This is a genomic window from Micromonospora echinofusca (assembly GCF_900091445.1).
GTDB classification, from domain to species: Bacteria; Actinomycetota; Actinomycetes; order Mycobacteriales; family Micromonosporaceae; genus Micromonospora; species Micromonospora echinofusca.
The window spans coordinates 5,102,821-5,117,757 of record NZ_LT607733.1 but is presented as its reverse complement, the minus strand read 5'-3'; the positions used below and the strand labels follow the sequence as shown (position 1 = coordinate 5,117,757).

13 protein-coding genes are annotated in these 14,937 nt (G+C 72.7%); 10 read left to right on the top strand and 3 right to left on the bottom strand.

The genetic code is table 11. The features are described 5' to 3' along the window. Positions 1 to 306 precede the first annotated feature (306 nt). Both GA0070610_RS21615 and GA0070610_RS21610 read left to right on the top strand, forming a co-directional pair. Complete coding sequence (locus tag GA0070610_RS21615; protein WP_231925762.1) at positions 307 to 870, top strand: RNA polymerase sigma factor; 564 nt, start codon at positions 307 to 309, stop codon at positions 868 to 870. Further along, complete coding sequence (locus GA0070610_RS21610; RefSeq protein WP_089001736.1) at positions 870 to 1,880, top strand: CU044_5270 family protein; 1,011 nt, start codon at positions 870 to 872, stop codon at positions 1,878 to 1,880. The genes GA0070610_RS21615 and GA0070610_RS21610 overlap by 1 nt, the downstream gene beginning before the upstream one ends. Positions 1,881 to 2,067: 187 nt before the next feature. Here the strand turns inward: GA0070610_RS21610 and GA0070610_RS21605 are convergent, their stop codons facing one another. Further along, positions 2,068 to 2,679: a YdeI/OmpD-associated family protein gene (locus GA0070610_RS21605; RefSeq protein ID WP_089001735.1), complete on the bottom strand. Its 612-nt coding sequence runs from the start codon at positions 2,677 to 2,679 to the stop codon at positions 2,068 to 2,070. 18 nt (positions 2,680 to 2,697) lie between these two features. On the opposite strand from GA0070610_RS21605, the gene GA0070610_RS30665 reads away from it, so the two are divergent. Then, on the top strand, positions 2,698 to 2,835 hold the full coding sequence (locus GA0070610_RS30665) for a hypothetical protein (RefSeq protein WP_157747199.1): 138 nt from the start codon (positions 2,698 to 2,700) through the stop codon (positions 2,833 to 2,835). A 259-nt stretch (positions 2,836 to 3,094) separates the two neighbouring features. On the opposite strand, the gene GA0070610_RS21600 is transcribed toward GA0070610_RS30665, so the two are convergent. Further along, entirely contained in the window at positions 3,095 to 4,474 is a 1,380-nt protein-coding gene (locus GA0070610_RS21600; RefSeq protein ID WP_197697761.1) for an MFS transporter, read from the bottom strand. 105 nt (positions 4,475 to 4,579) lie between these two features. Here GA0070610_RS21600 and GA0070610_RS21595 point away from each other — a divergent pair, with 105 nt between their 5' ends. Beyond that, entirely contained in the window at positions 4,580 to 5,164 is a 585-nt protein-coding gene (locus GA0070610_RS21595) for a TetR/AcrR family transcriptional regulator (RefSeq protein WP_089001733.1), read from the top strand. Positions 5,165 to 5,294: 130 nt separating this feature from the next. Here GA0070610_RS21595 and GA0070610_RS21590 read toward each other — a convergent pair whose 3' ends face one another. Beyond that, positions 5,295 to 6,236 carry an isopenicillin N synthase family dioxygenase gene (locus tag GA0070610_RS21590; protein WP_089001732.1) on the bottom strand — a complete coding sequence of 314 codons (942 nt, stop codon included), beginning with the start codon at positions 6,234 to 6,236 and terminating at the stop codon, positions 5,295 to 5,297. A 166-nt stretch (positions 6,237 to 6,402) separates the two neighbouring features. Here GA0070610_RS21590 and GA0070610_RS21585 point away from each other — a divergent pair, with 166 nt between their 5' ends. The 6 genes from GA0070610_RS21585 to GA0070610_RS21560 all read left to right on the top strand — a co-directional run bounded on the left by GA0070610_RS21585 (position 6,403) and on the right by GA0070610_RS21560 (position 14,937). Then, entirely contained in the window at positions 6,403 to 7,269 is an 867-nt protein-coding gene (locus GA0070610_RS21585) for a helix-turn-helix transcriptional regulator (protein WP_231925761.1), read from the top strand. Positions 7,270 to 7,533: 264 nt separating this feature from the next. Continuing rightward, positions 7,534 to 10,548, top strand: coding sequence for a non-ribosomal peptide synthetase (locus GA0070610_RS21580; RefSeq protein ID WP_089001730.1), 3,015 nt, complete (start codon positions 7,534 to 7,536; stop codon positions 10,546 to 10,548). Continuing rightward, complete coding sequence (locus GA0070610_RS21575) at positions 10,548 to 11,306, top strand: leucyl/phenylalanyl-tRNA--protein transferase (RefSeq protein WP_197697760.1); 759 nt, start codon at positions 10,548 to 10,550, stop codon at positions 11,304 to 11,306. Before GA0070610_RS21580 ends, GA0070610_RS21575 begins: the two co-directional genes overlap by 1 nt. Before the next feature lie 19 nt (positions 11,307 to 11,325). Continuing rightward, the gene (locus GA0070610_RS21570) at positions 11,326 to 12,069 is read left to right on the top strand and encodes an N-acetyltransferase (RefSeq protein ID WP_089003649.1); all 744 of its coding nucleotides are present in this window, start codon (positions 11,326 to 11,328) and stop codon (positions 12,067 to 12,069) included. Then, complete coding sequence (locus GA0070610_RS21565) at positions 12,066 to 13,115, top strand: methyltransferase (RefSeq protein WP_089001728.1); 1,050 nt, start codon at positions 12,066 to 12,068, stop codon at positions 13,113 to 13,115. The genes GA0070610_RS21570 and GA0070610_RS21565 overlap by 4 nt, the downstream gene beginning before the upstream one ends. A 94-nt stretch (positions 13,116 to 13,209) precedes the next feature. Next, positions 13,210 to 14,937 carry an acyl-CoA dehydrogenase family protein gene (locus GA0070610_RS21560; protein ID WP_089001727.1) on the top strand — a complete coding sequence of 576 codons (1,728 nt, stop codon included), beginning with the start codon at positions 13,210 to 13,212 and terminating at the stop codon, positions 14,935 to 14,937.

Sequence of the window (14,937 nt, the reverse complement as noted above, 5' to 3'; positions counted from 1 at the left end):
TTCGCCCTACCGTCTTGTTGCCCTGGGCCGGCGGCATGAGGGAACCCAGCGCGGACCGGGCCTACGCCACACCTGACGACCTTGCGGTGTCGGCGATGTTGCCGGAACTGCTGCGGAGTGTGCGGTAGGGCCAGGTCGTTACCTGGGTGAGCGGGACGAGCCGGTGGCCGCTGTCGTCCCGCTGGCGAGGCGGGCCTGGCGGCCCTGGGGAGACGCTGTGGCGCTATCACGGGAAGCTCGCCGGTAATCGTTGGGCCCGTTGTGACACAAGCCAGGGTGAGAGTCGCCGAGGCAATGGGGGTTCGGGTGGGTCCACCGAAGAAACCGAAGAAGAGGGACGAGGGCTGGTTTACCGGCCTCTACGTCGCCGAGTACGCGAACGTCGTGAGGTACGGCCTGCGTCGACTCGCGGACTCCGACGCGTCGGCGGAACTCGCCCAGGAGGTCTTCGTCGTCGCCTGGCGGCGTCGCAACGAGGTGCCGGACCGCAGCCTGCCCTGGCTGTACGGGGTGGCCCGGCGGCTCCTTGCGAACCACTGGCGGTCGCGGCGCGGCGCCCCCGATGTCCTGCCCATCGCTGGTGCCGACCTGGCACGGGTCGCCAGCTCGTCGGGTGCCGACACCACCGTCGGGGTCGCCGACGTCCGGGCCGCGTTGGCCATCCTCAGCGAACTCGATCAGGAGATTCTCCGGCTGATCGGCTGGGAGGAGTTGACGGTGTCCGAGGCGGCCCAGGTTCTTGGCTGTACTCGGGCGACCGCGGCGGTGCGCCTGCATCGCGCCCGCCGCCGCCTCGCCGAAGCGATGTCGGGCCGGCCCGCTCAGGCCCGGCGCCGCCCCGTGTTGGCGACCACGCGAGAGGAACTGTGATGTTCGGAGCAGAGCGCACCCGTACCCTCCTCGGCCCGGTCGATCCGGCCCGGACCGCCGTCGTCGCGCCGCCGCTGGTCTCGGCACACGAGCTGATCGACCGCTCCGGCACCACCGAGACGGTCGCCGGGCGTCGTCGCGTACGTCCGACCCGCCGGCTGGTTCTGACGGCGGGGACGCTGGCGGTCGCGGTCGGTGCCGTGGCCGTTCTCCAGCCGTTCGACAGGCCCTCACCGGACGTTCCGGGCGGGCCCGGGAGCACGGCGGGATCGGTGCTCGTGCCGGTCTCGTACCAGTTCGATGCGGACCCGCCGGAGGCTGGCCCGCAGCTGCGCGCGCTGGCGGGCAAGATCAAGGACGCGGAGTACGACCGCGTCGGCGGGCGCTTCATGTACCACCATACGAAGGTGTGGGGCGATCCGGTGATGACCTCCGCCGATGGCCGTCACCAGGTCGCCTTCGCCGGCGAGACGAAGGTCTGGCAGGCCGCCGACGGGACCGGCAGCCAGCTCAACAAACAGTTGGAGCCGCAGTACCCCGACCAGGAGTCCCGCGACTACTGGCAACGCAATCCGGACTCGCGTCCCGCAGTTGGCGCCACGGCGGCTCCGGCCATGATCCCGCTGCCGCCCATGGAGCTCACGCCACCGTCGGCAGACCCGTCGCGGCTGCGCGAACTGCTCAAGGTCGGGTACGGGCCAGGCGCCGCGAGCAAGGAAGTCAGCAGTCTCTATGCCCGGTTCGTCGTACCGCGTGCGGCCCGAGCGGAGATCCTGCGGGTCCTCGCCGATGTGCCTGGCTTCCGCTGGCGGGGACAGGTGACGGACCGCGCCGGTCGGGACGGGGTCGCCGTCACCTTCGACGACCGCGAACACGACGCGCAGTCTCTGCTGATCTTCGACCCGAAGACGGGTGAGCTGCTCGCCCACGAGCGACTGACGCTGTCGCCCGTGCGGATCAGCGCGTACCAGGTGATCCTCGATGCCGCCTGGACTGATCGAATGGGTTGAACGTCGAACTCCGGGGCTGCTCCTTGCGGGAGCGGCCCCGCCGCCATCACGGGCAAGTCGTACACCACTCCCGTGGACGCAACCAACGGGATGAACCGGCTTGTCCGTGGTCGCAGGCTGAGCCGGCCATGCCACCTCGACGCGACCTGGTGGTTCAGGGAGCCGGCTCTTCACCGAGCGTCTCTGATCACGACGACGGTGAGTGCGGAGGCATGGCCTTCTGCGGGTAGATCGTCTCGTGGCGGGCGAGCATGGCGACGAACTCGGTGATCTTCCGCTCGCGGGTCTGTGCGCGTTTGACGGCGTTGAGACGGTGGATGAGAGCGAACCGGTTGGTCCTGGTGAGTACGTCGAACATGGCTTGGGCGGCGGGATCGGCGGCGACGGCGGCGAGGAGGTCGGCCGGCACCTCGGCCTCCGACGGTGGGGCGTAGGCGGCTGCCCACCGTCCGTCCGCCTTCGCGGCCTCCACCGCGGCCCGGCCCGCGGGCAGCATCCGCCCCTGGGCTTCCAGCCGGGCCACGTGGGCGACGTTACGCTGTGACCAGGAGCTGCGGCGCCGGCGAGGGGTGAACCGGATCCAGGAGGTCTCCTGGTCCCGTTTGCGGGCCTGCCCGTCGATCCAGCCGAAGCACAGGGCCTCGTCGACCGCCTGCTGCCAGGTCAGGCTCGTGACGGTGCCGCCCTTCCTGGTCAGGGCCAGCCAGACGCCGGGCGACGTGGCGTGGTTGGCCGACAACCACGCGCGCAGCGCCCCGGCGTCCACGACGATCAACTCATCCAGTTCCCCGCTCGCCATGACGGCAGACTAACCGTCGTGCCGGGGCGGACCCGACCGGTCAAGGTGGACATCAGCGACGCCACCCAGGTGTCCCTGCGGGTCAGCACCACCAACCTCGACCAGTGCCACGGCGACAGCACCGGCGTCTGGATCGCCCCGCGGGTCCGTCGGTGATCGCGGCCCGGCCGCTGGGTAGTCGGTGGTCGTGGACTTCCGGGACTGGTGACACGTGTTGTAGGGCCTCGCGGGGCTGGCCCTGGCCGGCTACGGGGTGCGCCTGCCCGACCAGTCGTAGCGGCCATCACGCCGGCAGCGGCGGCGCGAGGTTCGGCGCCGGCAGGGCCGGAGCGCGCGGTGGGCCGGGCGTACGGGCGGCGCGGGGTGTCCGGACCGGTGGTCGGCGGGCGGGCCCCCGCCGACCACCGGTCCGGGGTCAGCGGGCCGGTCGCGGGGTGAGCACGAAGGCCAGGACCGCGGCGACGACGGCGATGACGGCGCCGGTGGTGAAGCCCCGGGAGAAGCCGGCGGTGCTGGTGCCGGCGATGCTGGCCGCGGCCATGCTCGACACCACGGCGGCACCCAGCGAGGCGCCGAACTCGTGGAAGGTGCTGACGATGCCGGACGCGAGACCGGCCTCGTGCGGCGCGACCTGACCGAGCGCGACGGCGGAGGCCACGACGAAGAGGACGCCCGTGCCGGCGGCGGCGACGGCCACCCCGACGACGAGGGCCAGGGTCCCGTCGACGAAGGCGGGGACCGCCATGCCGGCCGCCGCGACGAGCAGCCCCAGGACGCCGAGGGTGCGCGCCCCGGTCCGGCCGATGGCGCGGCCGGCGGCGTTCGCGCCGAGCATGGTCGTGATCGCCACGGGCAGGAAGAGCAGCCCGGTGCGCAGGGCGCCGTAGCCCTGGTAGTTCTGAAGGTAGAACGTGCCCAGGAAGAAGACCGTGATCATCAACGCGGTAGCGACGAGGATCAGCAGCGCCCCGACCGCCACCGGCCGGCGGAGCAGGAGCCGTACGTCCATCAGCGGGCTCGCGGCCAGGCGCTGGCGGACGAAGAACGCGGCGTAGAGGAGGACGGCGGCGACCAGCAGCAGCAGGATCGTCGGGCTGCCCCAGCCGACGTCGCCGGCCCGGATCAGCGCGTAGATCAGCGCTCCGGTGGCCGCCGTCACCAGCAGGGCGCCGGGCACGTCGAGTCGGGCCGTCGCGCCGGTGGGCGCCTGGGGCGGAAGCTGCATCCGCAGGGCCAGCAGCAGGATGATGCCGACGGGCACGTTGACGAAGAACACCCAGGGCCAGCCGGGCCCGGCGGTGAGCAGGCCGCCGAGGAGGACGCCGAGGGCGGCGCCGCCGCCGCCGAGCGCCGACCAGATGCCCAGCGCCTTGTTGCGCTCGTCGCCGTCGAAGATCGTGACGACCAGGGACAGGGCGGCGGGGGAGAGGATCGCCGCCGCGAGGCCCTGGCCGATGCGACCGCCCAGCAGCATGGGACCGCTGGTGGCCAGCCCGGCCGTCAGGGACGCGGCACTGAACAGCAGGAGCCCCGCGAGGACGAGGCGCCGGGCGCCGAACAGGTCCGCGGCCCGGCCACCGAGCAGCAGCAGGCCGCCGAAGGTCAGGGTGTAGCCACTCACCACCCAGGTGAGGGCTTCCCGCTCCATGCCCAGGTCCGACCCCATGTGCGGCAGGGCGATCGCGACGACGGTGACGTCCAGGATCAGCATCAGCTGGGCGATGCCGACGAGGCCCAGGATCCGCCAGCGCTGCGGGTGTGGGTGCGCGGGCGCGGTGGTTTCGGTTGCGGTCACAGGTTCCGCCATGGCTGCCAGGCTCCTCCGCCAAGTTGAACGGTAGTGTTCAAGTTACGGTGACACGTTAACTCATGCACGCCTGTTCGAGTTAGGGGAAGTTCCATGACACGCCCACTCGCCAAGCCGACCCGCCGGGCCGACGCCCAACACAACGTCGAGAGGATCCTGGAGGCGGCGGTGAGCTGCCTGAGCCGTGACCCCGACGCCAGCGTCAGCGAGATCGCGCAGGCGGCGCGGGTGGGTCGGGTGACCCTCTACGGCCACTTCCCGTCGCGGGACGCCCTGGTCGAGGCCGCGCTGACCCGGGTGCTGGCCGAGGGGGAGGAGCTCCTGGCGGGCCTCGACCTGACCGGCGACCCACGGGACGCGCTGCGTGTCCTGATCCGGTCGAGCTGGCTGCTGATCGCCCAGTCGAGCGCCGTCCTGGAGGCGGCGCAGGCGTCCCTGCCGCCCGAGCGCGTGCACGAGTTGCACGCCGAGCCGGCGCGGCGCGTCGACCAGCTGATCCGCCGGGGCCAGGACGAGGGGGTGTTCCGGGTCGACCTCCCGGCCAGCTGGCTGACCAGCGTCCTGCACCACATCATGAAGGGCGCCGCCGTCGACGTGGCCAGCGGGCAGGTGGACCGGGCGGACGCCCCGCACCTGATCTCCGAGACGGTCCTCGCCGCCTACCGCGTCGACGGATGACGCGAAGGCGTACGGCCGGCGGGTGTGCCGACCGCGTGGCGCGGGTCGGCGACGGCCCGGGCCCACCGGCGACCCGGCCCGCCGCCGGCCGGAGCGCGGCGGGGGCGCGGCGGCCGGTGGCGGGTACGGGCTACGCGGACGCCTGGTACGTCGACTGCATCTTGTGCGAGAACCATTCGCCGACGGTCACCCGGTCGAGCCCGGCCTCGGCGCTCTCCTGCGCCAGCGGGCGCATCGGCTCGATGGTGGTGTCGTGGTTGGGCAGGTAGAAGAAGGGGATGGAGACGCGCGAGGGCGCGTCGGTCCCCTCCGGGTTGACCACCCGGTGCACGGTCGACGCCCACCGGCCGCCGGTCCAGAACGCCATCAGGTCGCCGATGTTCACCACGAAGCTGCCGGGGATGGCGGGCACGTCCAGCCAGTCGTCGTCGTCCCGCCGCACCTGGAGCCCGCCCAGTTCGTCCTCCACGTAGAGCACCGTCAGGCTGCCCCAGTCGGTGTGCATCTCCCGCCGCAGCACGCCGTCGTCGGGTGCCGGGTAGTAGTAGTTGGCGATGATCAGCGACACGTGCTCGTCGAACTTGCTGTCGAAGAAGTCCTCCGGCAGCCCGAGCGCGAGCGCGAACAGCCGCATGATGTCCGCCGACAGTTCGGTCATGGCGGCGATGTACTCGTGCCAGACCGTCTTGAAGTCGTCGTCCGGCCAGATGTTCGCCGCCTTCCAGGTGGCCGGGTGCGTACCGAGGGCCGCGCGCTCCTCGTCGCTCAGGTCGCCCGTCACGTGGGCGGCGAACGCCTCGTACGGGCCGCCGGGGCGGCGCAGCCCCGACACCCCGGAGCCGCGGTTCGCGCTCCGGTCCTTCTCCTCCTCCGGGCGGGTGAAGAAGCCCTTCGTGGTGGTGTACATGCGGTTCACCAGGTCGGCGGGCACGCCGTGCCCCACGACGGTGAAGAACCCCGAACTCTCGCACGCCTTGCCGATGGCCGCCGCGATGGCGGCGCGCCCCTCAGCGGTGGCGCGGCCCGACAGGTCGATCGCCGGTACGAAATCCTGGACCACAACGGGTTCCACAGCTGCCCGCCTCTCTCGCGACGTCAATACATTGATCGAAGCAATCCCCGGTCACCGGCCGGGAAGTCGCTGGGACCCCGCCTCCCCCATGTGCGGGTAATTGCTCGACGCACCTCGCGGTAAGGCAATGTTGAGAGCGACAGACATTCACATGCACGATTGCGTTGTGGTGTACGAGGACGAGCAGGTGTCGCAGGTGGTCGGGACGCTCGCCGAGGCGGGCCGCCCGCTGCCCGCGGCGGCCGTGGGTCGGCTCGTCGCCGACGCGTCGGAGATCGCGGTGGAGCCGACCGTGGACGTGCTCGTCGCCGCGGCGGCGGGGAACCGGTTGCTGCTGACGGCGCTGCTCGAAGGGATCCGCGCCGAGGGCGTCACCGACGGGCCCGGGCGGGCGCGGACGCCGAAACGGGTCCAGGAGGTGGTCCGGGCCATGCTGCGCGGCACGCCCACCGGCTCCTGGCAGCTGCTGCGGGTGGCCGCCGTGCTCGGCCGCCGCTGCCAGCTCGCGGAGTTGGCGGCGATGACCGGACGGAACACCGCCCAGATGCTGCCCGACCTGGACGCGCTGCTCGACGCCGGCCTGCTTGACTGGGCGGGCGACGATCTCGCCTTCCGGTACGAGCTGGTGTGGTGGGCGGTGCTCGACGCCCTGCCGCCCGCCGTACGGCAGGCGCTGCGCGCCGACCGCGAACGCCTGCGCCTGCGCCGGGCCGTGGCCGGTGCGCCCCGCGTCGCCGAGCCGTCGGCCGAGCCCGTGGCCCCCGCCGACCTGCGACGCAGGATCGGGCTGCGCTCCGCGTCCGCCGCCCGGGAGCGCCGCCCGGACGCCGGCGGCGCGTGGGAGTCGTTCAGCGGCGTCGAGCGGGCCATCGCGCGGCTGGTCGCCGAGGGCATGACCAACCGGCAGATCGCGACCCGGGTACGGCTGTCGCCGCACACCGTCAACTACCACCTGCGCGGCCTGTTCCGCCGGCTGGGCATCTCCTCGCGGGCGGAACTCGTGCGGCACGTGCCGCTCTCCTCCGCCGCGTAGCCCCTCTCCTCCGCCGCGTGGCGGCGGTCCGGCCCTCCGGGAGCCATCGCCACATCGCGTTTTCCGGCGCCGTTCAAGCCGAATTCGACGTGGGTTCGACCGTGCCGAAATGACTACCCTGATGAGTAGTGCCGAATCGGTCGGGTGCTCATTCTGGTAGTCGGGGGAACCGCCGTCAGGCAGTAGTGTCGCCCGTATCGAAATTCGTTGGGTCAGCGGCAGGTAAATCCACGGGTACGACCGTGCTCACACCCGAGGGAAAACATGAACATCCGTACGCAACCGCGTGTCCACGAACTTATCGCCGTCCGCGCGGCATCGCAGCCCGACCGGATCGCGGTCGTGCAGGGCGACGCGCGCATCAGCTACGCGGACCTGGAGCGCCGGGCGAACGGCCTGGCCCGGCACCTCGTCGATCGGGGCGCCGGCGCGGACTCCGTGGTCATGGTCCACCTGGAACGGTCCATCGACGCCGTCGTCGGCCTGCTCGCCACCTGGAAGGCGGGCGCGGCCTACCTGCCGGTGGATCCGGGGCTGCCGGACAGCCGGGTCGAGGCGTTCGTGAAGGAGACCGACTGCACCATCGTCATCACCGACGAGCGGGACGTGGCGCGCTTCGCGGATCTGCCGGTCACGGCGCTGACCGCGACCGTCGCGGCCGGCGTCGCGACGGCCCCGGCCGTGACGGTGGGCGGCGGGGACGCCGCCTACGTCATCTACACGTCCGGCTCCACGGGTACGCCGAAGGGCGTCGTGGTCGAGCACCACTCGCTGAGCCACCTGTGCGGCGAACTGGCCGGCCGCTACGGCGTCACGCCCGACGACCGGGTGTTGCAGTTCGGCGCGCTCTCGTTCGACACCTCCATCGAGCAGATCACGGTCGCGCTGCTCGGCGGCGCGACGCTCGTGCTGCCGGAGCTGAGCTGGGCGCCCAGCGAACTGCCGGAGCGGCTGCGGCACCACGGCGTCACCGTGATGGACCTGACCCCCGCGTACTGGCGCCGCTTCCTCGCCGAGGCCGGCGCGGAAGCCGGTGACCTGCCGGTCCGCATGGTCATCGTGGGCGGCGAGGCGGTCAACGCGGAGGACTGCCGTACGGCGCTGGCGCTGATGCCCGGGGTGCGGCTGGTCAACGCCTACGGGCTGACGGAGACCACCATCACCTCCTGCCTGATGGAGTTGACCGCCGACGTGCTGCCCGACCGGGGCGCCGCCCCCGTCGGCAGGCCGCTGCCCGGCACCGCCGTGTACGTCCTCGACACCGACGACCGACCGGTCGCCCCCGGCGAGCGCGGTGAGATCCACATCGGCGGTCGCGGCGTGGCGCGCGGCTACCTGACCGAGGACGACGCCGGCCGCTTCCGGCCGGACCCGTTCGCCCCCGAACCCGGCGCGCGGATGTACCGCACCGGCGACCTGGGCGCCTGGACCGCCGAGGGCAACCTCGAGGTGGTCGGGCGCATCGACCGGCAGGTCAAGATCCGTGGCTTCCGGGTGGAGCCCGGCGAGATCGAGGCGACGCTGGCGGCGCACGACGGCGTCGACACGGTGGCGGTCACCACGTACGAGCACGACGGCCAGCGGCGCCTGGTCGCCTACCACACCGGCCCACGGCCGCTGGACGTCGCGGAGCTGCGCGGGTTCGTCGGCCGCTACCTGCCCGACTACATGGTGCCGACGGCGTTCGTCGCCCTCGACGAGCTGCCGCTGAAGGCGAACGGCAAGGTCGACCTGGCCGCGCTGCCCGCGCCGCAGGCCACGGCGGTCGCGGCGGAGAGCGTGGACGACACCCCCGTCGACCTGGTGGAGCGCGGCGTGGCCCGGCTGTGGGGCCAGGTGCTGGGCGTGCCCCGGGTGCTGCCGGACGACAACTTCTTCGCCCAGGGCGGCAACTCGATCCTCGCCGCCGAGCTGCTCGCGAAGATCCGCGGCTCGTTCGGCGTGCTCATCACCCAGGTGCGCCCGCTGATCCGGCTGCTGCTGGAGGACGCGACGCCGCGCGGCCTGGCCCGGGCGGTACGCGAGGCGCGGGCCGGCACGCTCGCCGGCGACGACACCCGCAAGCGGGTCGACTTCGCCGCCGAGACGCAGCTGGACGTGGAGATCCGGCGCGACGTGTCCGACGAGCCGCGCTGGCAGGACCCCCGCCACGTGTTCCTCACCGGCGCCACCGGCTTCCTGGGCATCTACCTGCTGCGGGAGCTGCTGGACACCACGGACGCCGTCGTGCACTGCCTCGTCCGCGCCGACGGCCCGGAACAGGGCCTGGCCCGCATCCAGGCCAACGCGCGGCACTACTTCGGCGAGGACCTCGCCGGTCACCGGGCGGCGGGCCGGATCGTCGCCGTCCCCGGCGACCTCGCGACGCCCGGGCTCGGCCTGTCCGAGGCGGCCTTCGACGAGCTGGCGCGCACGGTCGACGTCATCCACCATCCCGGCGGGACCGTCAACTTCATCTACCCGTACTCGCACATGCGGCCGGCGAACGTCGACGGAACCCGCGAGATCATCCGGATGGCCGCCCGGCACCGCAACGTCCCGATCCACTACACGTCGACCATGGCGGTCGTCGCGGGCTTCGGCACCGGCGGCGTCCGGCACGTCGACGAGGACACCCCCCTGGCGTACGCCGACCACCTCTCCGTCGGGTACGTGGAGAGCAAGTGGGTGGCCGAGGCGCTGCTGCACCGGGCGGCCGAGCAGGGGCTGCCGGTGGCGATCTACCGGGCCGCCGACATCTCCGGCGACCGGGTCAACGGCGCGTGGAACATCGCCACCGAGATGTGCGCCATGAAGAAGTTCGTGGTGGACACGGGCACCGCCCCGGTCGCGGAGCTGCCGCTGGACTACACGCCGGTCGACGTCTTCGCCGCCGCGGTCGCGCACATCGCCCGGGCGTCCCGCCCCGCCGGCGAGGTCTACCACCTCACCAACCCGGGGAAGGTCAACATCTCGGTGCTGGTCGAGCGCCTGCGGGCGCACGGGCACGACATCCGCGAGGTGCCGTGGGCCGAGTGGCTCGACGAGATGGTGCGGGTCGCGGTGGAGCAGCCCGACCACCCGATGACCCCCTTCGCGCCGCTGTTCATCGACCGCTGCGCGACCGGCCAGATGAGCGTCGCGGAGATGTACCTGGAGACGACGTTCCCGGTCTTCTCGCGTACCAACGTGGAGCGGGCGCTGCACGGCAGCGGCATCGAGATCCCGACCGTGGACGCCGGGATGCTCGACCGCTACATCGGCTACCTGACCCGCACCGAGTTCCTGCGGGCCGCGTGATGGGCTGGGAGACGCTCGACCTCACCGACGCCCCCATCGACGGGCCGGTCGCGTTCGGCGACGACCTGTCCGCGACGACGCTGCTGGACGCGTACCGGCACGGGCTGTTCCCGTTCCCGGCGGACACCGAGGAACGGAAGATCGTCAGCGAGTTCACCTACGAGGGGGACGTCGCCGCCGGTCGGATCGCCGTCCTCGCCGGCAGCACCGACCCGTACGCCGTCGCCTGGTGCTCGCCCGACCCGCGTCCGGTCATCCACGTCGACCAGGCCCGCATCCAGCGCAGCCTGCGGCGGCAGCTGCGCAACAAGGTCGAGTGGACGACGACGCTCGACGCCTGCTTCGACCGGGTCGTGCAGCACTGCCGCGTCGGCCGCGAGCCCCGGTGGCTCACCGACCGGCTCGTCTCGACGCTGCGCGAGCTGCACGCGGCCGGGCACGCCCACAGCGTCGAGGTGTGGGAGGGCGACGAGCTGGTCGGCGGCACCTTCGGCGTACGCGTCGGCGGCCTGTTCAGCGCCGACTCCCAGTTCGCCCTGCGCAGCGGCGCCGCGAAGGTCGCGGTCGCGTGCCTGGTGCGCCGCGTCGCGGACAGTGGTGGCGTGGCGGTCGACGTCCAGCACGACGGCGACCACGCGAAGCTCATCGGCGCGGTCGCGGTGCCCCGTACCGAATACCTGGCGCTGCTGCGCAAGCACGCCGACGACAACTGCGCCATGCCCGCGGACCCGCTGCCCGCGCGCAGCCTGGCCGCCTGACCGACGGGAGGTGACCCGCATGCGCGTGCTGACGCTCGCCGAGCGACCGGACCTGCGGGACGGGATGCTCCACATGGAGGCCTCCTGGCCCGACTACATCCCGCCCGAGCCGATGGTGGTCGGCTGGGCCCTCGACCGGTACCCGGAACACCAGCTCGTCGTGCTCGACGCCGACGACACGGTGATCGCCCGCGCGGCCAGCGTGCCGTTCGCCTGGGACGGCGACCCGGCGAGCCTGCCCGACACCGGCTGGGACGCGGTGCTGGGGTTGAGCATGCTCGACACCGCCGCCGGCCGCGAGCTCACCGCGCTGTGCGCGCTGGAGATAGCCGTGGTGCCGGGCATGCAGGCGCGGAACATGTCGGGACGCGTCCTGGCAGCGGTCAAGGACAACGCCCGCCGGCACGGCCTGCGCGACGTCGTGGGCCCGGTCCGGCCCAGCGGCAAGCACGCCGAGCCGCACGAGCCGATGACGGGGTACGCCGCCCGGACCCGCGACGACGGGCTGCCGGTCGACCCGTGGCTGCGCGTGCACGTCCGGGCGGGCGGGCGGGTGCTCCAGGTCTGCCCGGCCTCCATGACGATCTCCGGCAGCCTCGCGCAGTGGCGCGCCTGGACGGGGCTGCCGTTCGACACCAGCGGACCGGTCGTCGTGCCGGGTGCCCTGACCCCGGTCGCGGTGAACGTCGAGCACGACCACGCCGTCTACATCGAGCCCAACGTGTGGGTTCGACACCCTCTCGCGGAAAGGCATGACCGATGACCAGCACCGTTCCGGCCACCCTGGCCTCCAAGATCCGCAACCGTGCCGCGCTGATCGAGATCATCGGCGGGTACATGGCCTCGCAGTCGCTCGCGCTCGCCGCCGAGCTGAAGCTCGCCGACCACATCCACGACGGCCGCGTCACGAGCGCGCAGCTCGCCGAGGCGACGGGCACCCACGCGCCGTCGCTGCACCGGTTGCTGCGGACCCTCGTGGCCGTCGGCGTGCTGACCGAGCCGACGCCGGGCGAGTTCCGGCTGACCGAGGTGGGCGAGCAGCTGCGTACCGACTCGCCGAACTCGCTGTGGGCGTTCACCCGGTTCTTCACCAACCCGACGCTGTTCTCGTCCTGGCAGCAGGCGCGGCACTCCATCGAGACCGGTGAGTGCGCCTTCGACCACGTGCACGGCAAGAACGCCTACGTGCACCTCGCCGAGCACCCCGAGCTGTCCGCGCTGTTCAACGTGGCGATGGGACAGGAGTCCAGGGCGTCCGCCCAGCTCGTCGCCGACGGGTACGACTTCTCCGGCGTCCGCACGGTCGTGGATGTCGGCGGCGGCGACGGGACGCTGCTCGCCGCGATCCTCGGCACCCACCCGCACCTGCGGGGGGTGTGCTTCGACAGCGCCGCGGGCGTGGCCGAGGCCGCCGGCGTGCTCGCCGCCGCCGGGGTCTCCGAGCGCTGCGAGATCGTCGCGGGCGACTTCTTCTCGTCGGTGCCGGGCGGCGGCGACCTGTACATCATCAAGAGCGTCTTCCAGGACTGGGACGACGAGAACGCCCGCAAGCTGCTGGCCACGGTGCGCGCGCACCTGCCCGCCGGCGCGACCCTGCTGATCGTCGGATCCGTGCTGCCGGACACCGCGAACACCGACAACCCGGTGATGTTCTACACGGACATCAACATGCTGGTGACCGCCGGCGGCCGGGAGCGGACCGAGAGCGAGTTCCGGTCCCTGCTCGCCGATACCGGCTTCACCGTCGAGTGGTGCGGCCACGGCGCCGCCGGCCCCCTCTCGCTGATCAAGGCCGTGCCGGCCAGCTGACGCGCCGACGACGGACCACGTCCGCACCGCCCCGGCGGGCGGACGTGGCCCGTGCGCGTCCCGCACCAGAGCACCCGCCGACGGGGAGGCAACGATGTCCAGACCGAGTTTCGGCAACGAACTGCTGCGCGGCAGGCTGCGGATCGACCTGCTCGACCCGCTGCCCGACGCCGGGATCGACGCCGACGCCGAGGCGTTCCTCGCGCGGCTGCGCGCGTTCTGCACGGACAAGGTGGACGGCCGGCTCATCGAGCGCGACGACCGGATCCCCGACGAGGTGGTCGAGGGCCTGCGCGACCTCGGCGCGTTCGCCATCAAGCTCCCCCGGGAGTACGGCGGACTCGGCCTGTCCGGAGTCTGCTACCACCGCGCCCTGATGATCGTCAGCACCGCGCACTCCTCGATCGGCGAGCTGCTCGGCGCGCACCAGGCGATCGGCCTCATCCAGCCGCTGTGGCTGTTCGGCACCGACGACCAGAAGCGCGAGCTGCTGCCGAGGTGCGTACGCGAGATCTCCGCCTTCGCCCTCACCGAGCCCGACATCGGCAACGACCCCTTCCGGATGCGGACCACCGCCACCCCCACGGACGACGGCGGCTACCGCCTCGACGGGGTGAAGCTGTGGACGACCAACGGCACCATCGCCCACCTGATCGTGGTGATGGCACTGGTCCCGCCGTCGGAGAGCGGCCCGGGAGGCATGTCCGCGTTCGTGGTCGAGGCCGACGCGCCGGGGGTCACGGTGGAGCACCGCAGCTCCTTCCTGGGCCTGCGCGGCCTGGAGAACGGGGTCGTCCGGCTGCACGGGGTCCGGGTGCCGCAGAGCCGCCGGATCGGGCCGGAGGGGCAGGGGCTCCAGGTGGCGCTCGCCGCGCAGGACACCGGCCGGCTGTCGATGCCCGCCGTCTGCGCCGCCGCCGCCAAGTGGAGCCTGAAGATCGCCCGCGAGTGGTCGGGCGTACGCGTGCAGTGGGACCGGCCCATCGGCGAGCACGAGGCGGTGGCGGGCAAGATCGCGTACATCGCGGCGACCGCCTTCGCCCTGGAGGCCATGGTCGAGGTGTCCGGCCGGCACGCCGACGCCGGCCTGCTGGACACGCACACGGAGGCCGAGCTGGCGAAGCTGTTCGCCTCGGAGCAGGCGTGGCGCGTCGCCGACGAGCTCCTGCAGATCCGGGGCGGCCGCGGGTACGAGACCGCGGAGTCCGCCGCCGCCCGCGGTGAGCGCGGCGTCCCCGTCGAGCAGCTGTTCCGGGACCTGCGCGTCGGCCGCATCTTCGACGGCTCCAGCGAGGCGCTGCGGGTGTTCGTCGCCACCGACGCGCTGGCCGACGAGGAGGAGACCCCCGTCGAGTGGAGTGTGCCGGTCACGCCGCCGCCCGGCTTCGGCGACCTGGCCGGGCACCTGTCGTTCGTCGCCGCGACGGGCGCCGAGCTGGCCCGGCACCTCGCCGACGGCCGGCAGCGCTGGGGTGAGGCGGTGGCCGAGCGGCAGCTGTTCCTCGGCCGCGTCGTGGACGTGGCCGCCGAGCTGTACGCGATGACCGCCGCCTGCGTGTACGCCAGGGCGCTCGGCGGCAGCGCGCCCGAGCTGGCCGACGCGTTCTGCCGGCAGTCCCGGCAGCGGGTGGCGGAGCTTCGCCGGCGGCTGCGGGACGACACCGACGGCGACGACGTCGCGTTCGCCCGGCGGGTGCTGGGCGGGGACTTCACCTGGCTGGAAGAGGGCGTGCTCGACGCGTCCATCGAGGGGCCGTGGATCGCCGAGCCCGCGCCGGGGCCGGCGACCCGCCCGAACCTGCACCGCACGATTCGGAGGTGA